Origin of the sequence: Paenibacillus cucumis (ex Kampfer et al. 2016) (genome assembly GCF_019748695.1) — a bacterium.
In the GTDB taxonomy this organism is placed as follows: domain Bacteria; phylum Bacillota; class Bacilli; order Paenibacillales; family Paenibacillaceae; genus Paenibacillus; species Paenibacillus polysaccharolyticus.
Genome location: NZ_JACLIC010000007.1, coordinates 25,335 through 46,468 on the forward strand (window position 1 = coordinate 25,335; position 21,134 = coordinate 46,468).

Below are 21,134 nucleotides of genomic sequence, written 5' to 3' on the forward strand. Positions count from 1 at the left end.
ATTGATCTGATTCACCAAGTATATTACACATTTCGACAAAAACATATATTGACCACTGTTTAATTTAATTATCCATATATTCTATCTGGTACATAATAACATTTAAATCCCTATTCGTGAACTAAAAAATAGTTATAAGTAGGAATATCTATTCAGAAAAATGAGTAAAAACAAGGCACAAAGAACTAAAAAAACATGGACCTCGAGTAAGAGGCCATGTTTTTTTAAATTTACAACTGTATTTAAGACTATTTTTATTTATCGAAGTTTACTTCAGGCGTTGTCAACTTATCATAGAAGTCAACGACTTTGTCTTTGTTCTCCGATGAACGAAGTGCCATAGCCGACCGTGGATGCTCATCCAGCGTCCCTGTAATCATGTAAGGCAGGATATAACCCCATTCTTCTTTTTCTCTCAGTGGAACCATAAGCTGTTCCAATACTTCAAGCACTGGGCGTAAATTATACTTGGTTCCTTTCAAATGTGCTACCAGCAGTTCCGTTGGGCAGTTTCCTGCCGCGCGTCCCATACCGTATACAGAAGCATCCAGCAATTCTACTCCAAGTTCAGCGGCTACGAGCGTGTTAGAGAACGCAAGTTGCATGTTGTTATGCGTGTGAACGCCAAGACGTTTGTTCGGAAGATGAGTTTTGAACTTCTCCACCAGATATTTCACATCGTTATGATCCAGACTACCGTATGAGTCTACGATATAGACGACATCAACGGAGCTCTCCTTGATCATTTCAAAAGCTTCCAGCAATTCATTCTCCATCACATTCGAGAGTGCCATAATATTCAGTGTTGTTTCATAACCGCGATCATGGAACGTTTGCACCAGTTCAAGCGCCTTGTCCACATCTTTACTGTAACAAGCGACACGAATCAGATCCAGCATACTCTCGCTGCGCGGCAAGATATCGTTCTCATCTACACGTCCTACATCCACAAGTGCGGACAGTTTGGTGTTGCCTTTTTGCGGAATGACTTTACGAAGAAAATCATCATTCAGGAAGCGCCAAGGTCCGGCATCTTCGGAGCCTTTAAGCAACTTCGGCGAATTTTTGTAGCCAATTTCCATATAATCAACGCCAGCTTCATTCAGCCCTGCATACAGCTTTTGAACAAAGTCGACGCTAAAGTCCCAATTATTCACCAATCCACCATCACGAATGGTACAATCTACAATTTTACTATGATTTGTCTTCATTAATGTCTGCTCCTTTTCTGACCAACTTGTGTATTCCTCTCATGATACTTGAACGTGACAAGAAAAGTAAAGGGATTCCGGGCTTATTTACTGTAAGATTTCCAGATTCGGTCCATCTCAATCATATCCGGGTTATGTTCATCTTTCTTCCCGTAGCGCACAGCATTATAGACTTCAGGAAGCCTCGTTGCCAACTCTTGCTCTGTGCTCTCTTTACTCTTAAGATAACTCTCCTTAATGCTTTCCGCTGTCTCTAGTGGCGTATAAGACTTCTCAACCTTTACTCCCCGATCCATCGCATTGCTTACCCATACCCGATAATAGTATCGAATACGCTCTCCAGCCTGAGTGGGGACAGGTTCCTTTTTGCGGAACCATCGTTTACGAACCTTTGTGGGCACCTCCAGCGTTTCGCTGATATCGACATACTCCGTTCTCGGTTCTTGTCTTTTTTGCACAGGCTGTAACAATCCTTTGAAACGCTCCGCCAGTTTGTCCATGATGGTTCTGCCCAGTTTGACCAAAAGCCATAAAATCACAGCCGCCGCTGCCCCAAAAACGATCCAGCCGAGGATTTCCCAGAATAAAGAAGGATCTGAAGGTGGCTCTCTGAACTCATCCGGCAGGTTCATCGGCTCATTCGGCATCTCAGGTGTAAGTGGCGGTTCCTGAGGTGAAGAAGCTCCGAACAGACCTCTGATCCACGCAAGCAGACGATCCCGCAACGGTGCGAGCCATGCAGCAAGACTCGGAAAAGCACCGATACCTGCAATAATAATTAACATCCATAGGATCCGAAGGTGGTTTGCTCGTGTGAATTCCCGCAGGACCAATCTGCGCTTGCCATCATTAAGTACCGCACGATCCAGTTGTGCCCTGTATTGTCCCACAATCCAACATCCAAAACTGATGACTCCAGCAGCATAGATGTAGCCCGTGTACATCTGCATCGGTAGCATGAATTCAATCTGCATTGCCGCGATCGTGGATACAATGGCACTGATTACACCCACGAGTTGCAGGCGCCAAAGCCTGCTCGAATGAAAAGCAGAATCAAAATTCAAACCTGTGAGTGCAGCAATAAATAAACCTGCTCCAAGCGTAATGATTGCTGGGAGTGAAAGCGTCAGTAACATACCAGAAACCCATACGAACAAAATACAGATAGCAAATGCCATTACACCTCGAACGAATGAGCTTTTCTCAATAACGCTCGTAAAACGATGCTGAATCCATAGACCGAGCAGGCCTGCCATAACATATAAGCCGAACAACAGATATGGAAAATAAGCACGGGTATACAATGATGTGATCGTAAAGATTGGAAACAAATATATGCCTATCGAAAGAACAGCCAACATGGATATGATATGCGCTCGCTTTATTGCATCATTTTCACTCATGCGCCCACCGCCCCTGTATCACGCTTCAACTGCTCTACAGGCAAAACCGTTACCCGATGTCCCTGCTCATGCAAACGTTCGATTTCATGTTCCATGGCAACCGAGACATATGATGTAATCAACAAATAACTGCGAATCTGCTTCTCTTCTTCATTCAATCGTACTTCATCTTGCAAAAACTGCTCCATCGGTATCAAACACTTCAATTCAGTTTCAGCCATAGCTTCCAGCAACATCTCCAGATGAGGTGTACCGTAATCCGGTTCAATACGAAGTACATCGCGTCCCCCGCCTACATGGTAGCCGTTATGTGCAAATCCAGCAGGCAAGCCTCTTCCAATAGCCTCTACCGCTGCAGTGGCTGCGTAGCGGAGTGCCTGCTCAATCAGTTCAGGCCGAGTAACCACACTCCACATCTCAGCAGAGTCCTGTATATTTACAATAATCCATGACTGGGGATCTGCCGTCCAGCCTTGCTTGTACACCTGAAGTTCTCCTGTCCGCGCACTTGCTTTCCAGTGAATACGATTCATTGGATCACCAGCCCCATAAGGCCGCACCCCCAGGATTAGAAACGGGTCTTCCACAATCCACCGAGAAACTTCCACCTCTCCTTGCCACACTTGATAGATGGCTGGCATATCTTCCGTGTTAACCAATGAAGGATATACAATCATCGTCATCTGCACAGGAATCGGCTTTGAGGAACGCCATACTCCAAATAGATCTCCACCGGTCATGGTAGTTGTATCCATCGTGTACACACCCCGCTTGGAGCAGACAAACGGATGAGTGCGTGTAATCCGATTATACGGTTTTAATGTGAAAACACTTTTATGGTTCTGATAAATATTACCTTGACTAATATCCATACCTGAACCTGAACGAAACACAAATGAAGCAGGCATCATTGCTTCAAGTCTAAGCCAAGGTACAGAAATTCGTTTTTCATTGGATATCGTTTCGATCATCTCCAGTTCATCACCAGCGTAACACCTTGTTTTGCTGAACTGTCTACTATACTTGAGATTTCGCAACACAGGCCGTCCAAACCATATGCCATGCAACACAATCACTAAACTCCCCACAACGACAAGCCATAGAAGTGCCATAAGCTTAACGTCCGCCTGTAGTAAGTGTCTCGGTTGGCACCTCGGTTTCGGTCAGAATCTGTTGAATGATGAGTTCCGCAAGTCCTTCTTGCTGTCTGATTCGATTACGAAACACCAGGCGGTGAGCCAGAACAGGCTCTGCCAGTAATTTAATGTCATCAGGTACAACATAATCTCTACCGTGAAGTGCCGCCCATGCCTGACTTGCTTTTAGAAGCGCCTGAGCCCCCCGTGGACTAACCCCAAGTGACAGTTCAGAATGTTTTCTCGTTGCTTCAGTGAGTTGTACAATATAAAGCAGGAGGTCCTCGTTTATGTTAACCGTCTTATACGTTTCCTGTGCTCTCAGAAGTTGCTCGCGCGAGATAATAGAAGACAGATCATTTACTGAGCGGCTGGCCACCGTCCTTCTTAGGATCTCTACACTTTCTTCATCAGTTGGGTACCCCATACGAATCTTCATCATAAACCGGTCCATCTGAGCTTCGGGTAACGGAAATGTTCCTTGATTATCAATAGGATTCTGAGTCGCGATAACGATAAACGGCCGCTCGAGCTGCCTTGTTGAACCATCAATGCTGATCTGGCGTTCTTCCATACATTCGAGCAAGCTGGACTGTGTACGTGGTGTTGCTCGATTGATCTCATCTGCCAGTACAAGATTCGCAAACAGCGGTCCGGGCCTGAATTCGAAATCCCCTGATTTTTGATTATAGAAATGGATACCCGTCAGATCGGATGGTAGCAAGTCAGGTGTAAACTGTATCCGCTGAAATGTGCAGTCCAGTGAAGACGCCATCGATTTGGCTAGCATTGTTTTCCCTGTACCAGGGACATCTTCCAGAAGTACGTGACCTGATGCAATGATCGCTGTCAACATCAGTTCCATTGTATGCTCTTTACCCACAATCACTTTGCCTACATGTTCCATGAATTGTCCGTTCATTTGCTCCATATCTTGAATATTCAAAGAAATCCCTTCCTTCCGCGATGCTTATGTATTCGCATTCATTTCTAACTATAACCCTTATCCTGCCAACAAAAAACAAAGGAATCGGCAAAATACCGATCCCTTCAGAAAACGTTTGTGTCAATTCACCAGTGGAAGCTTGATCATAAAGCTGGTGCCTTCACCCTTTTTACTATCCACAGAGATGGTACCCCCATGATTTTTAATAATACGGTAACTCACGGAAAGTCCCAAACCCGTGCCGCTTTCTTTTGTGGTGAAGAAAGGATCGAATAAGCGTACCAGCGTGTTATGATCCATACCTCTTCCATTATCCGCAATCGTAATTTGCACAAAATTATTTTCCGTAGCTGTTGTGATTCGGATCAAGCCTGTATATTCTTCACCGACTTCTTCAATGGCGTCCATTGCATTTTTGACCATATTCAGAATGACCTGTTTGATCTGTTTCACATCAATGGATACATTAAGCGGGGTGTCATCCACCTCAAGCAGAATTTCGCATCCTTTCATCAACCCTTCACTCTCGGTCAATAGAACGACCTCTTTAAGCAAAGATTCTACGGTCATGACCGTTTTCTGCGGAGCCGAAGGTTTCGAGGAGTTCAGAAATTCATAGATAATGTCATTTGCCCTGTCGATCTCGGTGAGTATGATTCTGGCATACTCGTCTTTACCCAGCTGTAGCAGGTGGGGCCGAAGCAACTGGATGAATCCGCGAATGGCTGTTAACGGGTTACGGATCTCATGAGCAATTGATGCGGAAATGCGGCCAAGCATAGCCAGTTTATCGTTTTGATAGGCCGTCTGCTCGATCTGCTTATAATCCGAAACGTCCTTGACACTAAAAAGAAAATCGCCATCCATCTGATCACCATAGGTCACGGTCACAAGCCAGTGCCTTCCATACTCATCCGTCAGTTCATGATAACGCTTACGATGAAAGATCGTTTCCCGATAAATTCGTAAAATTTTCTTTTTCTTAAATCGGCTCATCTGGGGCAGACGCAACATCTGCATTAACGTGCAACCGCTTAACAGATCTCTCGGCAGCTCCAGCAGCTTAGCCATCTGAACGTTAATAAACGTCAAGACCCCATGATTATCAAATAACATAATACCGCTATCCATGTGTTCTAGTACATTTTCATACTTATTGTTATCCAGATGTACTTGAGGAATCACATCCGTTGGTTGAGGCGCTATATCCTGAAATTCACGAATCACTTCAGGTTCCTCCTTTTCACGTAAATGATAAACTTTGCCGTTCGGACATCATATCATCACAGAAACAGGAAGGGCCGATTTTTTATTGATTACCGGGTCCCTTTCATTAGGGGGCTGAGCCGAAAATAGGATGGCATGTCCGGAACTTAAGCTGGTCTAATCCGGCTCATTCAAGAATGTCCGGAAAAATCATTTACGTTTTGTTCCTTACTAACCTTTTCCAATTCCCAAACGAAAACCCTTTATTTTGCTCCGCCTCTTTTGCAAGTCTGCTTTTATCATAGACAAGTTTAGGGAATAGAGTCAATCGGAGAAAGTGTCGAATGGAAATTATTTTGCAAAAAAAAAGAAAAGATCACTCTAAAACACACAAAAAACGAAGCCTCCTCTCCATAAAGGGAGATCAGCTTCGTTTCATACTGCTTATTACAGATATAGATATTGGTCTATCCATGTCACATCTCACTGCAATCTATAGCCCAGTCTTGTTATGCTGAATTTTAAGTTTTCGTTGACTCATGACGGCAAGGCGGCGTTTCAATTCGCTCTCCCATTTCTCATCCTTCATTTCCTTGGCGAGCCGTAGCAGATCAAGTGACATATCAATCTGGCGCTGAACAATCACCATTGCATCTTCACTTTCACGGTTTACGCAATTTTCGAAGATGGCATCCTCGTCTTCTGTCACATAGTCTTGAAAATCAATCTCAGAAGCCCCATCGCCATGCGCATATTCAGCAAGAATTTCATATTCATTCTCAACCTTGTAATGCACCTCAACCCGGTGACACACCGGACAAAACAGCAGGGGAACATTATGAACCTGGGTGCGGTAATGCTTCAGCGTGCCCTTCGTTCCCACCATACTTGCCCCACAACAGTAACTCATTTTTGTTCACCCTCCTTATTAGGTGCCGGGAATTTAGTCAATATACACCCGTGCACTTGAAAGACCTCCGAAAGGGAATCGTTCAAACAGTGTATCACATTCATATGCAAATTATAAATGCGGATTACCGGAATGACTTAAATTACCGGGTTTCCATACCCTATTCGCCTTACAAGCCTTCAATTCCTCTTTCTTTTATAAAAAAGAAGATCTTCTTCTATTACATTATTAACACGTCTGACAGCTTGTTCAAACACCTTTATTAAGTTAACGGTATATCTTTGAAAAAGGTTGCAAAAAGCCCTCAATCCCGAGGGGGATGAGGGCTTGAACATCAATCGTTCAAGTAAACCGGCTTACAGATTGCTGTCGCCTGGTTTCCAGTTCATTGCACACAATCCACCGGATTGAAGTGCTTGCAGTACGCGAAGTGTTTCTTCAACACTGCGGCCTACATCGTTGTGGTTAACGACTTGATATTTCAGTTCGCCTTCTGGATCGATGATGAACAGACCGCGCAATGCTACGCCTTCTTCTTCGATCAGAACGCCGTAATCTTTAGCTACTTGCTTCGTAATATCGGAAGCAAGCGGGAAGCTCAACTGACCAAGACCGTTGCTGTCTTTAGGTGTGTTGATCCATGCTTTGTGACTGTGTACGGAGTCTACGCTCACGCCAAGGATTTCTGTATCCAAAGCTTTGAATTGCTCGGAAGCATCGCTCAAAGCTGTAATTTCAGTTGGGCACACAAATGTGAAGTCCAAAGGATAAAAGAAGAATACGAGCCATTTGCCACGGTAATCGGACAGTTTAACGGATCCAAAATCTTGTCCGTCTCCTGATACTGTTTCCATTGCGAAATCTGGTGCTGGTCTACCAACCAAACGTTCTGCCATAACTAAAAATTCCTCCTTTGGGATTATGTAAGCATCCATATGGATTGCTCATCATCAGGATGCACGCAGGGCGCTTGTCCTGTCATTAAATTGTTGATACTTGTTCTCAAGTACAAATAAAATGTTATCATCCGTACTTCTCAAAGTCAAGATTATAAACGTTATTTTTTTATAATAATTATAAATAAGAAATTTTCGTGCCGAATTCGAGTTGTAAATGAGAAAGGAACAGCCCTTTGCATTCTCCACTATTAGAAACCAAAAGACGGTCTACTAGGGCATCAAAGGGCTGTTTCTTATACGAACCACAGGACTGTAACCTGAGATCTGTTAATGTCTCAATAAGTGGACAAGGCTAAAACGAAACTTAAGCTTTTTTCTGAATAGCTGCAACAATCAGATCGCCCATCTCGGTCGTGCTGATCGCTTTGCTCTTATCAACAGCGATATCACTTGTACGGTGGCCCGCATTCAGCACGTTCGCTACCGCTTCTTCAATCGCATCTGCACCTTCTGCATAGCCAAACGTTGTACGGAACATCAACGCGAGTGACAAGATGGTAGCAATCGGGTTAGCCAAGCCTTGACCGGCAATATCCGGCGCTGAGCCGTGTACCGGTTCATACAGACCGAAACTTCCTTCACCTAGCGATGCCGAAGCGAGCATACCGATGGAGCCTGTCAGCATAGCCGCTTCATCACTCAATATGTCACCAAACATATTCTCTGTTACGATGACGTCAAAGCTTGCCGGACGACGCAGCAACTGCATCGCGCAATTGTCTACAAGCACATGCTCCAGTTCAACATCCGGGTAATCTGGAGCTACACGGTTAACCACTTCACGCCAGAGGCGGGATGTTTCCAGTACGTTAGCTTTGTCGACAGAAGCCAGTTTTTTACGGCGACCTTGAGCGATCTCAAATGCTTGACGAACGATGCGCTCTACTTCCGCAACATTGTAAGCACAAGTGTCTACTGCCTCTTCACCTTGGGCACTTTCACGTCTGAACTTCTCACCGAAATAAATTCCGCCCGTCAGTTCACGAACAACCATCAGGTCTGTACCTTCAAGTACTTCCGGTTTCAGCGTGGATGCGTCTTTCAAACAGTCAAACACAACGGCAGGACGCAGGTTGGAGAACAAGCCAAGCGCTTTACGAATACCCAGCAGTCCTGTTTCAGGACGCAACTCTTTACTGTTATTATCCCATTTCGGTCCACCTACTGCTCCAAGCAACACTGCATCTGCATTTTTACATACAGTCAATGTTTCTTCCGGAAGCGGCGTGCCCTTCTCGTCAATGGCAATACCACCAAACAGTGCGTGCTCTGTTTCAAAACGATAACCGAACACTTCCTCCGTACGTTTCAGAACTTTTTCCGCCTCGGCCACAACTTCAGGACCAATTCCGTCACCTGCGATTACTGCAATTTTTTTCACGTCTGCCATAGGTTGTCCACTCCTTCATTTTCATTCATCACTGATCCGCCCATGTTAGCGTTTCTGTGTAAACATCGTCTCATAAATAACTCTCTTCTTTGTATCATATTCTACGGTCATTTGACCAAGATATACAATCTATGACTTTAATAGCTTTTGCCTATAAGAAGGATCATTACAAGCACTTCGAAGTTGTTCGCCAGTTCAGGGTAAGGTAAAATATAGCTGAAATCAAATCAGGTATGCTGGAGGGATGTTTAACATGCAATATTCGTATTTGGGTAAATCAGGCCTTAAGGTCAGCCGTATCTGTCTCGGTACGATGAATTTTGGACCAGCCACGGACGAGAAAGAAGCTTTCCGCATTATGGACGCAGCACTGGATGCCGGCGTTAACTTTTTTGATACCGCTAACATTTATGGCTGGGGTGAAAATTCCGGTCTCACCGAAGAAATCATCGGACGTTGGTTCAAACAAGGCGGAGGCAGACGTGAAAAGGTCGTGCTTGCCACCAAAGTCTACGGTTCCATGCATGATGAAACAGATGGCCCTAACAATGAAGCCGGTCTCTCCGCATATAAAATCAGACGTCACCTTGAAGGCTCTCTTCAGCGTCTGCAAACCGATCATATTGAATTATACCAAATGCACCATGTCGACCCTGTTATCACATGGGACGAGTTGTGGGGTGCATTTGAACATGCAGTATACCAAGGCAAAATCGGATATGTCGGTTCAAGTAATTTTGCCGCGTGGCAGATCGCCCTTGCTCAGAGCGAAGCGAAAAACCGCCACTTCCTCGGCCTTGTATCTGAGCAACATAAATACAGCCTGAATTGCCGCCTGCCTGAACTGGAGGTATTACCGGCCGCTAAAGCCCTCGGGCTTGGCGTTATTCCATGGAGCCCGCTGGATGGCGGTTTGCTCGGACGCAATGCCTTACAGAAACTTGAAGGGACTCGCAGTGGAGGCATTGCAGAACGAATTGAGAAACATCAGACGCAGCTTGAAGATTTCGCCGCACTTTGCCGTGATCTTGGTGAGCCACAGGATACAGTTGCACTTGCCTGGGTAGCTGCCAATCCAGCTGTTACTGCGCCAATCATTGGTCCGCGCACACTGGAGCAATTCGAGACCGCCTTGAAATGTCTTGACATGACGCTCGATGAATCCACTCTTAACCGTTTGGATGAAATCTTCCCTGGTCCTGGCGGACACGCCCCTAACGCATACGCTTGGTAAATTTACAATAAAAAAAGTCTGACCCTTGTTGGACTGTACTCATAGATAGACTTCATCACGTCTACACTACCAGGTACAGTCCACTCCAGAAGGGTCAGACTTTTTAATATGTTCGGCTTTAGCTTTACTATACCGACTATGGCTTTACTATACCGACCTAGTTAGCAGGTTTGTAAATTTGTACTTCAAGCACACCGTGCAGTACTTCTCTACAAATTGACGTTCACACGGTTGGTGTACGTTTTACGTTTCTCAATGAGTTGGTTCAAGCCGTCAACATACGCACGAGCGCTAGCACCGAGAATATCTGTGCTCACACCGCGCCCTTGAACAGAAACTTGATTTTGGGTAAGGACAACATGTACTTCACCAAGTGCGTCTTTACCGTGTGTTACGGATTTGATGGAATAGTCCGATAGCGTTACTTCTTCTCCGCTCACCTGATCAATAGCGTTATAGATCGCATCCACCGAACCATTACCTTCTGCCTGTTTTTCCACCGTCTCCCCATCCAGCGTAGCAATACGAACTTTCGCTGTAGGCACGGATTCATCACCGTACGTAACAAAGATCGATTCCAGTTTGTACACCTCAGGTGCATCCTGTAACTTTTCTTCGATTACGGCAAGCAGGTCTTCATCGGTAACTTCTTTCTTCTTGTCTGCCAGATCTTTAAATTGTGCAAAAGCACGGTTCAATGCTTCATCGTCCAACTCATACCCAAGTTCAATCAAGCGTTCACGGAACGCGTGACGTCCGGAGTGTTTACCAAGCACTAGCTTGCTCTCTTTGAGACCGATCGTTTCTGGAGTCATGATCTCGTAGGTTGTTTTTTCCTTCAACATACCATCCTGGTGAATACCGGATTCATGAGCAAAGGCATTAGCTCCAACGATTGCTTTGTTGCCAGGAACAACCATACCGGTCAAACGGCTAACCAAGCGGCTGGTACGTGCGATCTCGGACAACTGCAGTGTCGTTTTCGCCTGGAAAAACTCCTGACGTGTTTCGAGTGCCATCGCAATTTCTTCAATCGCGGTGTTGCCTGCACGCTCTCCGATGCCGTTAATCGTACCTTCAATCTGATCAGCGCCGTTCAAAATGGCGGCAAGCGTATTCGCTGTTGCCATCCCCAGATCGTTGTGACAGTGTGCACTCAGCTGAACTTTATCGATGTTATGAACATTTTCTTTCAGATGTTTAAAAATATTCCCGTATTCATATGGGCTCAGGTAACCGACCGTATCTGGAATGTTAACGACAGAAGCACCCTCTTCAACTGCCATATTTACCATTTCCACGAGGAAATCATACTCGGTACGCCCTGCATCCTCCAGGGAAAACTCAATCTTGGAAAATGTCTTCCTCGCATAACGAATCGCAGAGCGAGCCGTGTCCAGAACCTGCCCTTTATCCATGCGCAACTTGTGCTGGCGATGGATTGGCGAAGTGGCCAGAAATACGTGAATGCACGGATCTTCTGCACCTTTAAGCGCTTCCTTGACCGCATCGATATCCTGCTCTCTGGAGCGAGACAAGCCGATCACCGTAATATTTTTAACCGCTTTCGCTACGGCGTTGACTGCGGCCAAGTCACCCGGAGATGCTGCTGGGAAACCTGCTTCCATCCGGTCAATGCCAAGACGCTCCAGCTGATGGGCAATCTCCACCTTTTCGCGAGTGTTCAGATTGACTCCTGGAGATTGTTCTCCATCCCGCAGCGTTGTGTCAAATACATAGATTTTACGCACCTTCGCACCCCCTGCATATTATTCATTTCTGTAAACCAGAATAGCGGCTCACGCATAAGCACGGCCGCTATTTCCAGTTCACGCTGTAAGTTGCTCGAATCCCTTAAGATGCTTGTTCAAAAAGTGAACGGAATCGTTGCTTACTTTTTGATCCAGTGCATCATTTCACGCAATTGTCCGCCAACCACTTCGATTGGGTGTTCAGCTTCGTTACGACGTGTTGCTGTCAAGAATGCACGGCCGGATTGGTTTTCCAAGATGAAGTCACGTGCGAATTTACCTTGTTGGATATCGGAAAGCACTTCTTTCATTGCTTTCTTCGTATCTTCAGTAACGACGCGAGGTCCAGTTACATAGTCACCATATTCCGCAGTGTTACTGATGGAATCACGCATGCTTGCAAGTCCACCTTCATACATCATGTCAACGATCAGTTTCAATTCGTGCAGACACTCGAAGTACGCCATTTCTGGAGCATATCCAGCTTCTGTCAACGTTTCGAATCCAGCTTTAACGAGGGCACTTACACCGCCACACAGAACCGCTTGCTCACCGAACAAGTCTGTTTCTGTTTCTTCACGGAAGGAAGTTTCGATAACGCCTGCACGTGTACAGCCGATTCCTTTAGCATAAGCGAGACCGATGTCTTTCGCTTTACCAGTCGCATCTTTTTCGATCGCGATCAGACCAGGAACACCGAATCCTTCTACATAGGTACGACGTACCATGTGACCAGGGGACTTAGGAGCTACCAGCAATACATCGCTGTCTTTTGGAGCAACGATTTGGCCGAAGTGAACGTTGAAACCGTGAGAGAAGAGCAATGCTGCGCCTTTTTTCAGGTTTGGTTCGATTTCGTTTTTGTATACAGAAGCTTGTGTTTCATCCGGTAGCAAGATTTGAACCACATCTGCACGGCTAGTTGCTTCAGCCGGAGACAACACTTCAAATCCATCATTTTTAGCAGCGTCAAAAGATTTACCTTCACGAAGTCCGATGACTACGTTCAATCCGCTGTCACGCAGGTTTTGTGCCTGAGCATGACCTTGGCTACCATATCCGATCACCGCGATCGTTTTTCCTTTCAATACGCTAAGCTCTGCATCCTGTTCATAATAAGTAGTTACTGGCATGTTATAAGTCCTCCTTTGTATTGTAAAGAACCCTTCATTAATGAGCGGGTGTCTCAATGGACCGGTCAACCTCACATCTTTTAAAAAATTACCTGATCAATGCTGATTATCGCCGCTTCTGATCCGATCCGTTCAGACACCCGCTCGTTAATGCGGGGGTGTGGCTCTCTTTTCAAGCGTTACATCACTAAAATGTTACTTTACAGCAGTTACTGGACTGACACATTTGGATCAGATAGCATTTATTTTACGCTAACTGAGCATTTTCACAAGTAAATCATTGTGTTCATGTATGGATCAGCCCATCTTGATTTCATTATACCTCTATACGTTGCCTCGTACCAATGCTGTTACGCCTGTACGGGACAATTCACGAATGCCATATGGCTTGAGCAGTTCGATCATCGCATCAATTTTGTCCGTATCACCAACGGCCTGTACCATCAGACTTGCTGGGCCTACATCGACAACCGATGCGCGGAAGGTTTCCACCACACCCAAAATTTCCGGACGCTCCGAGGGCTCCGCCTTCACCTTGATCAGCGCGAGTTCACGAGCAACCATCGGTTTCAAGCTAAAGTCAACCACTTTGATAACATCAATAATTTTATACAGCTGTTTTTCAATCTGTTCGAGTGTTTTGTCGTCACCAATCGTAACAATGACCATTCGGGAAAGTCCTGGCTCTTCAGATTGACCTACTGTAATGCTTTCGATGTTATACCCGCGTCGGCCAAACAATCCGGATACACGCTGAAGGACACCTGGCTGGTCATTAACCAATATCGAAATCGTATGTCTTATCATTCTTCAGCATCTCCCATCAGCATTTGATCGATTGTTGCTCCTTGCGGAACCATTGGATATACATTCTCATCCTTACGTACAACGAATTCTACAACGACTGGCCCTGGTGTATCCAAAGCTTCCTGCCATGCACGCTCGGCTTCTTCCTTGTTCGTTGCCCGCAGTCCCTTCACTCCATAAGCTTCAGCCAACTTCACAAAATCAGGGCTTCCTGCCAGATCAATGTGACTATAGCGATTTTCGTAAATCAGTTCCTGCCACTGACGAACCATACCAAGTACTTCGTTGTTAATAATTACAATTTTAACTGGAATGTTATTAATCGCACAGATTGCCAGTTCCTGAGAACACATCTGCATCCCGCCGTCTCCGTTAATGGAGATTACCAGTCGATCCGGATTAGCCATTTGTGCACCGATCGCAGATGGGAATCCAAAGCCCATTGTTCCAAGTCCACCTGAAGTAACCCATGAGCGCGGTTGATTAAATTTGTAGTATTGTGCTGCCCACATTTGATGTTGTCCAACGTCCGTTGTTACGATTGCTTCACCTTTTGTGGTGTCGTTCAACAATTCAACAACCCATTGCGGCTTTAACACTTCATCCGAATCCGTGTAGCTATACGGCTTTTCCTGTTTCCACTGTTTGATCTGATCTCTCCAGGCATCTGCACGTTCAGCACGTCCAACTTCCTTGTTTGCAATCTCCAGTACTGTTTTCACATCGCCTACAATTGGAATATCAGTCGCAATGTTTTTGCCGATCTCTGCAGGATCAATGTCGATATGGACAATTTTCGCGTGTGGTGCGAATCCGTCCAGCTTACCCGTTACCCGGTCATCAAATCGTGCACCGATGTTGATGAGCAAGTCCGATTGCTGAATGGCCATGTTCGACGTGTAGGTTCCGTGCATTCCCGGCATTCCAGTCCAAAGCTCATGTCCACTTGGAAAAGCTCCAAGTCCGAGAAGTGTTGTTGTGATCGGGATGCCCGTCTTCTCCACAAACTCGAAAAGCGCTTCGTGTCCGCCAGAGTAAACTACACCGCCACCTGCAATAATCATTGGTCGCTCTGCTTCCTGAATGGCCTGTGCCAAACGATCCACCTGCAGTTTATTCGGTACCGTGCGTGGATTGTACCCTCTCAATATAACAGGTTCAGTGCTCGGTTCAAACAACGTTTTGTTTGCCGATACATCTTTTGGAATATCGATCAGTACAGGTCCTTTACGTCCGGTATTAGCAATATGGAATGCCTCATGAATGATGCCCGCCAGGTCTTTTACATCTTTCACCAGATAACTGTGTTTGGTGATCGGCATTGTAATACCAGTGATATCCGCTTCCTGGAAAGCATCCGAGCCGATTAAGCTGGAATTGACATTACCCGTAATGACAACCAGTGGTACGGAATCCATATATGCCGTTGCAATTCCTGTAACGAGGTTCGTTGCACCTGGACCGGAGGTCGCGATACATACGCCGATTTTTCCACTTGCTCGTGCATAACCGTCAGCCGCATGAATGGCACCTTGCTCGTGACGAGTTAGAACGTGTTTGAAATCTTCAAAGCCATACATCGCATCGTAAATGTACAATACCGCACCGCCCGGATAACCGAAGACACAGTCCACACCTTCAAGCAGCAAACTTCTTAGCAAAATCTCGGAACCGCTAATGACCTCCGGCTTCATCCATCTTTCACGTAATTCATCTGTCGATCGTACTTCTGGAATTTGAGCTCCCATTAGTCATCCTCCTCTCGAAATTTACACCATTCTGACATAAAAAGGTACAAAAAAACCTTCCATCCCTGCAAACAAGTTCATGCTTGCGAGGGACGAAAGGTTATCGCTTCCGTGGTACCACCCAACTTTGTCCGAAATTTCGCAATAACGGACCTTACCAGGTATAACAAAACGATGTACAAACGACGTAGTCGTCTCCCATACCTGTTGTCTGTAACGCAGACTTACGATTCCCCCTAATACGCATGGATTTGACGTTCCAATGCTTTTCAGGAAAACAGCTCCGAGGTGAGCTCGTATATAAGGGGTAATGGTGGTGGTTTCAGCAAATCCATCCACTCTCTGAGCAAAAGAGCCCTTAAAACTTCGTCCTCTTCATAGCCGATGAAATATTCTCGTTAAATGTTAGGAACATTATATGATTCCTCTAACCGATAAGTCAATACCTGTTTTTGATAAAAATATGCTAACCACATTCACACACGCTCTCCACTCTATGATTGCCTCAATGTCCGGGCTTCATGCAGTCACCTTTTATCTCGCCCCAGGCATAAGATATACAGGCCGCACGACTGGCCTTGAAAGGAGGCCCCGCATGATCATTCGTCAGCGTTCATCCAAGCTGGATGACGGAGCAATTATGAAGCTGATTGACACACAGCTTGTTCCTTTATCACATATGAGCGAGAAGGAAATCCATAAAATACGCAAAGAAATACCCCTGCGAATGAACAGGGGCATGACCTTTGTAATCTCGCCGGAGCCAAATAAACCTGCTGTGGCATTCATTCATTTTCTCATGCATGGAGAACTACTTTACGTAGATATGATGGCCGTTAGTTCGAAAGAGCAACGAAAGCGTTACGGACAGACATTACTGCATGAAGCAGAGAACTTTGCAGCATCCCGTGGTTGCAAAAAATCCAAAGTCATGGTGGATGAAGGCAATATCAAGGGGAATCAATTCTATCAAAAAAATGGATATCAAAACCTGAGATATATCCTGATCAGTCGCTGTTACGAAATGGAAAAAAGACTCTAGTCGCTTTTAGAAAAATCCAGGCGGTCTCGGTCCGGGACCATAAGGACCATATCCTGGGCCTGGGCCGTAACCCGATCCAGGTCCATAACCAGGGCCGTACCCTGGGCAACAATCAGGTTTCGGACCTGGACCATACCCTGGTCCAAATCCCGGGCCTTGGCCATAAGCGTAAGGTAAGGTCGCAATGGCCAGCAGATCAAATAATACCAAAGGCAAGATGGCTTTGGTACGTACTTTTTTTCCACCTAAACGCTTGAGAACGAGTTTGTTACCTGATACTTTTAACAGTTTCCCCGTAACCCGAGTACCGTCTTTTTTGACCGCAACTATGTTTTTGCCTATAAGTTTCATCGCTTCAGTACGCGTAACCTGTTTTCTCATACTATCCCTCCTCCTCGGATCATTCAAAACAGTGTATTCGTCCATGACCGAATTCGCCTGTTTCTTTGTCCCTACCTTAAAAGTTGGGTACTACAATGGAGCACACAAAAAAAGACCCGCTCAAAATCGCAGGTCTTTTCTCGAAATTATGTTTTGGATACCAAATGATATCCGGTTTGCTAAAGTTACCTTTTACCAGGATCATAAGGTTCGCCCAACGCAGATGGAGCCGAAGAACGTCCAACCGCAGCCACCAGAACGATGATCGTAAGCAAATAAGGCAACATGAAAATAATTTCCTGGGGAATACTCTGTGACCATTCAAACAATTGCACATAGTTACGGATCGCTTGAGAGAATCCAAAAAATACAGCCGCGCCGAAAGCACCGATTGGATTCCATTTACCAAAGATCATCGCTGCAATCGCAATGTAACCTTGACCGGAAACGGTATTATGCGAAAACGTACCTGTTGTTGTCAATGTAATGGCTGCTCCACCAATCGCCGCAAGTGCACCACTGATCATAACAGCAACGTAACGGTAACGACGAACTTTAACCCCGACAGTATCCGCCGCGCTTGGATGTTCACCTACAGAACGCAGACGAAGTCCAAACGGTGTTTTAAACATAATGTAATATGTCAGGAATACAAACAAAATCGCTAGGTAAGTCGTTGGATATACATTTTTGAAAAATGCTTCTCCAAGCAAAGGAATGTTTTCGAGAAACGGCACATTAAATTTGCTGAAGCCTTGTACCAAAGGTGAATCACCTGAACCTTCAAACAGCAGTTTTACCAAATACAGTGTACTTCCTGCCGCTAAAAAGTTAATGACGATACCACTGATAATCTGATCAGCTTTAAACGTAATGGATGCTACCGCGTGAATAAGTGAAACGAGTACACCAAGCACGATGGCAAGCAGTACCCCCATCCACGCCGATGTTGTCCCGCCCATACCCGCTTCTTGGGCATAGTGAGCACCAATACCGGCTGCGAACGCACCAAACACCATGAAACCTTCAAGTCCAAGGTTTGTTACCCCAGATTTTTCCGAGAATATCCCGCCAAGGGAAGCAAAAATCAATGCCGTAGCAAAGACAAGCGTCGTATTGATAATTTGCCCGATTGTCAACAAGTCCATCTACAACACCTTCTCTTTCTTGCGCTTGGAATAGAACGGTTTAAGTACCCAGCGCACGATGCCTTGTGCGGCAATGAAGAAGATAATCGAACCGATGACAATCCGAATAATCTCAGGTGGTACATCCGCAGCAAAGCTCATTCCTGCAGAACCGTAAGTAAGCGTACCAAAGAGCAACGCACCAAGTAACACTCCAAACGGATGATTTAGACCAATCAAAGCAACTGCGATCCCGTCAAACCCGGTGCCTGGAGAACCTGACATTACGGTCTGATACTGGAATACCCCGAGAACCTGGAACGCTCCGCCAAGCCCTGCGAGCATGCCACTGATAAACATCGCTTTGACGATATTCCGATTAACATGCATACCTGCATATTCCGCTGCATTCGGGTTATAACCGACGGCACGGATTTCATATCCCTGCTTTGTTTTCCACATGTAGATATAAAAGAGCACTGCCATTACAAGAGCAATCAACGTTCCCATATGAACACGTGAATTGCCCATCAATTCAGAAAGCCAAGTCAGACTGATCGAAGCCGATTCGCTGATATCAACGGAGCGGTTCTCCCCTTGCAAAAGCAAAAATTGACGCACGATCAGATTGGCTAAATATAAACCAATCCAGTTCAGCATAATACTACTGATAACTTCGTTGACCCCGCGTGCAGCTTTCAGGTAACCAGCAATTGCTGCCCAGAGCCCACCAAATACCGCACCCGCAATTAGCGCCAGTGGTGCATGAATATAAATAGGCAGACCAGTAAACTTCACACCTACAAACGTAGCTGCTGTCATCCCTACGAGAAACTGTCCTTCGCCCCCGATATTAAACAACCCGGCACGAGCCGCAAAAGCAAAAGCAAGGCCTGTCATAATGAGCGGAGTCATTTCCCGCACAGCTTCCCCGAAGTTGTACATGTCACCAAATACTTTTTTGAATAAAGCACCGTATGCTTCAAACGGGTTATATCCACCAATTAGCATAACAATTCCGCCGAGAATAAGTCCCATCAGAATCGCTACAACAGGCAAAATAAACGAATCTCGGGTAAACCATTTTAACACTTTATTCATGCACAGTACCTCTCTTTTGGGTGCTGCCCGCCATCATCAAGCCAAGCTCCCTGTCATTGGTTTCTTCCGGCAGCACCTCGCCAACGATCTGTCCTTCATATATAACCGCGATGCGGTCTGAAACGTTCATAATCTCATCGAGTTCGAACGAAATCAATAAAACAGCCTTCCCCTGATCGCGCTGAGCAATCAATTGCTTTTGCACGAACTCGATAGCCCCTACGTCCAATCCACGTGTTGGCTGGGCAGCAATCAGCAATTCAGGGTTTTTATCCACCTCACGGGCTATAATGGCTTTCTGCTGGTTTCCTCCCGACAAGGAACGTGCTTTCGTCTCGATACTCGGTGTACGCACGTCGAATGCTTCTACAAGCCGCTTGGCCTGCTTTTTTATCGCATCAAAATTCAGGAAGCCTTTGCGCGTATACGGCTCCTTGTAATATGATTCCAGAACGATATTTTCACTCACCGAAAAATCCAGAACAAGCCCATGCTTATGACGATCCTCCGGAATATGAGCAATGCCCGCTTCTGAGATGTGACGAGGAGAGTGATTGGAAAGCTCTTTTCCTTCCAAACGGATCGATCCGCTATCCACTTTGCGCAAACCTGTCAAGGCTTCAATCAATTCACTTTGACCATTACCGTCTACCCCGGCAATACCAACAATCTCTCCAGCACGCACATTTAAGTTCAGATCGTTCAGAACCGCGATACCTTCTTTATTTTTGGCCATCAGCTTGCTGACCTCAAGTACATTGGCTCCAGGTGTGGCAGGCTTCTTATCCACTTTAAACGTAACGTTTCGGCCAACCATTTTTTCTGCAAGTTCATTCGGATTGGTTTCCGAAGTTTTAACCGAATCAATGACTTTACCACGACGAATAATCGTAACCGTATCCGAAATTTCCATAATTTCTTTCAGCTTGTGCGTAATCAGAATGATCGACTTGCCTTCAGCGACAAGCTTTTTCATGATGACCATCAGCTCTTTGATTTCTTGTGGTGTAAGTACTGCTGTTGGTTCATCAAAGATCAAAATGTCCGCACCGCGATATAGCGTTTTAACAATCTCAACACGCTGCTGCATGCCGACAGAAATATCGTGAATTTTGGCGTGAGGATTTACTTTGAGTCCATATTGCTCGGACAAGCGCTGTACTTCTGCAGCTGCCTTTTTATAGTTAATATTGAGACCCTTTGTAGGCTCGGATCCCAAAATAATGTTCTCTGTTACCGTGAACGGCTGCACAAGCTTAAAGTGCTGATGCACCATACCGATGCCAAGATCGATCGCCCGGTTTGGACTGTCAATGATGACAGGTTTGCCATTCACTTCAATGGAACCTTCATCTGGCTGATAGAGACCAAAAACAATGTTCATCAATGTTGACTTACCAGCGCCGTTTTCGCCCAGTAGAGCATGAATTTCGCCTTTCTGAAGCTGAAGGCTGATGGCGTCGTTGGCAACAATGCCTGGGAAACGCTTCGTTATCTGTTTCAACTCAACGACGGGGGTTGCTGCACCCATGTAATCACCCTTATAACTGATATAGTTTGGTTCCGCAAACGAAAGAAAAGCTCCTACTCGGAGCACTATTGCAATAGTTAGATTGTACAAATGTTATAATGCCTTGATCAAATGTTCC

Annotated in this window: 18 protein-coding genes; 2 read left to right on the forward strand and 16 right to left on the reverse strand. The window is 45.5% G+C overall.

The features are described from left to right. Positions 1 to 254: 254 nt before the first annotated feature. The 8 genes from H7T88_RS03060 to leuB form a co-directional block, all read right to left on the reverse strand. Positions 255 to 1,211 carry an aldolase catalytic domain-containing protein gene (locus H7T88_RS03060; protein ID WP_090922231.1) on the reverse strand — a complete coding sequence of 319 codons (957 nt, stop codon included), beginning with the start codon at positions 1,209 to 1,211 and terminating at the stop codon, positions 255 to 257. Between the two features lie 83 nt (positions 1,212 to 1,294). Then, on the reverse strand, positions 1,295 to 2,614 hold the full coding sequence (locus tag H7T88_RS03065) for a hypothetical protein (RefSeq protein ID WP_221786818.1): 1,320 nt from the start codon (positions 2,612 to 2,614) through the stop codon (positions 1,295 to 1,297). Beyond that, a complete protein-coding gene (locus tag H7T88_RS03070) occupies positions 2,611 to 3,726 on the reverse strand; it encodes a DUF58 domain-containing protein (protein WP_221786820.1) in 1,116 nt (371 codons plus the stop codon). The genes H7T88_RS03065 and H7T88_RS03070 overlap by 4 nt, the downstream gene beginning before the upstream one ends. Positions 3,727 to 3,730: 4 nt before the next feature. Beyond that, positions 3,731 to 4,696, reverse strand: a complete 966-nt coding sequence (locus H7T88_RS03075) for an AAA family ATPase (RefSeq protein WP_090922225.1) — start codon at positions 4,694 to 4,696, stop codon at positions 3,731 to 3,733. Positions 4,697 to 4,816: 120 nt separating this feature from the next. Next, complete coding sequence (locus H7T88_RS03080; RefSeq protein WP_090922223.1) at positions 4,817 to 5,923, reverse strand: ATP-binding protein; 1,107 nt, start codon at positions 5,921 to 5,923, stop codon at positions 4,817 to 4,819. 472 nt (positions 5,924 to 6,395) lie between these two features. Next, entirely contained in the window at positions 6,396 to 6,812 is a 417-nt protein-coding gene (locus H7T88_RS03085) for a hypothetical protein (protein ID WP_090922221.1), read from the reverse strand. 356 nt (positions 6,813 to 7,168) lie between these two features. After that, positions 7,169 to 7,708 carry a peroxiredoxin gene (locus tag H7T88_RS03090; protein ID WP_090922219.1) on the reverse strand — a complete coding sequence of 180 codons (540 nt, stop codon included), beginning with the start codon at positions 7,706 to 7,708 and terminating at the stop codon, positions 7,169 to 7,171. 367 nt (positions 7,709 to 8,075) lie between these two features. Then, positions 8,076 to 9,161 (reverse strand): 3-isopropylmalate dehydrogenase, encoded by a 1,086-nt coding sequence (leuB, locus tag H7T88_RS03095; protein WP_110897647.1) that lies wholly within the window; start codon positions 9,159 to 9,161, stop codon positions 8,076 to 8,078. A 253-nt stretch (positions 9,162 to 9,414) separates the two neighbouring features. Here leuB and H7T88_RS03100 point away from each other — a divergent pair, with 253 nt between their 5' ends. Then, positions 9,415 to 10,395 carry an aldo/keto reductase gene (locus tag H7T88_RS03100; RefSeq protein ID WP_090922215.1) on the forward strand — a complete coding sequence of 327 codons (981 nt, stop codon included), beginning with the start codon at positions 9,415 to 9,417 and terminating at the stop codon, positions 10,393 to 10,395. A gap of 209 nt (positions 10,396 to 10,604) precedes the next feature. Here H7T88_RS03100 and H7T88_RS03105 read toward each other — a convergent pair whose 3' ends face one another. From H7T88_RS03105 to ilvB, 4 genes are all read right to left on the reverse strand, one after another. Continuing rightward, complete coding sequence (locus H7T88_RS03105; RefSeq protein WP_221786822.1) at positions 10,605 to 12,146, reverse strand: 2-isopropylmalate synthase; 1,542 nt, start codon at positions 12,144 to 12,146, stop codon at positions 10,605 to 10,607. A 140-nt stretch (positions 12,147 to 12,286) separates the two neighbouring features. Further along, positions 12,287 to 13,279, reverse strand: coding sequence for a ketol-acid reductoisomerase (gene ilvC, locus H7T88_RS03110; RefSeq protein WP_090922211.1), 993 nt, complete (start codon positions 13,277 to 13,279; stop codon positions 12,287 to 12,289). Between the two features lie 324 nt (positions 13,280 to 13,603). Continuing rightward, positions 13,604 to 14,086, reverse strand: coding sequence for an acetolactate synthase small subunit (gene ilvN / locus H7T88_RS03115; protein ID WP_090922209.1), 483 nt, complete (start codon positions 14,084 to 14,086; stop codon positions 13,604 to 13,606). Continuing rightward, positions 14,083 to 15,834 carry a biosynthetic-type acetolactate synthase large subunit gene (ilvB, locus tag H7T88_RS03120; protein ID WP_221786824.1) on the reverse strand — a complete coding sequence of 584 codons (1,752 nt, stop codon included), beginning with the start codon at positions 15,832 to 15,834 and terminating at the stop codon, positions 14,083 to 14,085. The genes ilvN and ilvB overlap by 4 nt, the downstream gene beginning before the upstream one ends. Before the next feature lie 598 nt (positions 15,835 to 16,432). On the opposite strand from ilvB, the gene H7T88_RS03125 reads away from it, so the two are divergent. Next, complete coding sequence (locus tag H7T88_RS03125; protein ID WP_373323213.1) at positions 16,433 to 16,876, forward strand: GNAT family N-acetyltransferase; 444 nt, start codon at positions 16,433 to 16,435, stop codon at positions 16,874 to 16,876. Positions 16,877 to 16,882: 6 nt separating this feature from the next. Here H7T88_RS03125 and H7T88_RS03130 read toward each other — a convergent pair whose 3' ends face one another. The 4 genes from H7T88_RS03130 to H7T88_RS03145 all read right to left on the reverse strand — a co-directional run bounded on the left by H7T88_RS03130 (position 16,883) and on the right by H7T88_RS03145 (position 21,016). Next, positions 16,883 to 17,257: a hypothetical protein gene (locus H7T88_RS03130; protein WP_221786825.1), complete on the reverse strand. Its 375-nt coding sequence runs from the start codon at positions 17,255 to 17,257 to the stop codon at positions 16,883 to 16,885. A gap of 185 nt (positions 17,258 to 17,442) precedes the next feature. Beyond that, complete coding sequence (locus H7T88_RS03135; protein WP_090922200.1) at positions 17,443 to 18,405, reverse strand: ABC transporter permease; 963 nt, start codon at positions 18,403 to 18,405, stop codon at positions 17,443 to 17,445. Continuing rightward, entirely contained in the window at positions 18,406 to 19,485 is a 1,080-nt protein-coding gene (locus H7T88_RS03140; protein WP_090922198.1) for an ABC transporter permease, read from the reverse strand. Next, the gene (locus H7T88_RS03145) at positions 19,478 to 21,016 is read right to left on the reverse strand and encodes an ABC transporter ATP-binding protein (protein WP_221786826.1); all 1,539 of its coding nucleotides are present in this window, start codon (positions 21,014 to 21,016) and stop codon (positions 19,478 to 19,480) included. Before H7T88_RS03145 ends, H7T88_RS03140 begins: the two co-directional genes overlap by 8 nt. Between the last annotated feature and the right edge of the window lie 118 nt (positions 21,017 to 21,134).

Bases quoted from the DNA above. Each gene is read 5' to 3' on its own strand.
- H7T88_RS03060 (WP_090922231.1), bottom strand. From the start codon at position 1,211: ATGAAGACAAATCATAGTAAAATTGTAGATTGTACCATTCGTGATGGT.
- H7T88_RS03065 (WP_221786818.1), bottom strand. From the start codon at position 2,614: ATGAGTGAAAATGATGCAATAAAGCGAGCGCATATCATATCCATGTTG.
- H7T88_RS03070 (WP_221786820.1), bottom strand. From the start codon at position 3,726: ATGGCACTTCTATGGCTTGTCGTTGTGGGGAGTTTAGTGATTGTGTTG.
- H7T88_RS03085 (WP_090922221.1), bottom strand. From the start codon at position 6,812: ATGAGTTACTGTTGTGGGGCAAGTATGGTGGGAACGAAGGGCACGCTG.
- H7T88_RS03090 (WP_090922219.1), bottom strand. From the start codon at position 7,708: ATGGCAGAACGTTTGGTTGGTAGACCAGCACCAGATTTCGCAATGGAA.
- leuB (WP_110897647.1), bottom strand. From the start codon at position 9,161: ATGGCAGACGTGAAAAAAATTGCAGTAATCGCAGGTGACGGAATTGGT.
- H7T88_RS03100 (WP_090922215.1), top strand. From the start codon at position 9,415: ATGCAATATTCGTATTTGGGTAAATCAGGCCTTAAGGTCAGCCGTATC.
- ilvC (WP_090922211.1), bottom strand. From the start codon at position 13,279: ATGCCAGTAACTACTTATTATGAACAGGATGCAGAGCTTAGCGTATTG.
- ilvN (WP_090922209.1), bottom strand. From the start codon at position 14,086: ATGATAAGACATACGATTTCGATATTGGTTAATGACCAGCCAGGTGTC.
- ilvB (WP_221786824.1), bottom strand. From the start codon at position 15,834: ATGGGAGCTCAAATTCCAGAAGTACGATCGACAGATGAATTACGTGAA.
- H7T88_RS03130 (WP_221786825.1), bottom strand. From the start codon at position 17,257: ATGAGAAAACAGGTTACGCGTACTGAAGCGATGAAACTTATAGGCAAA.
- H7T88_RS03135 (WP_090922200.1), bottom strand. From the start codon at position 18,405: ATGGACTTGTTGACAATCGGGCAAATTATCAATACGACGCTTGTCTTT.
- H7T88_RS03140 (WP_090922198.1), bottom strand. From the start codon at position 19,485: ATGAATAAAGTGTTAAAATGGTTTACCCGAGATTCGTTTATTTTGCCT.
- H7T88_RS03145 (WP_221786826.1), bottom strand. From the start codon at position 21,016: ATGGGTGCAGCAACCCCCGTCGTTGAGTTGAAACAGATAACGAAGCGT.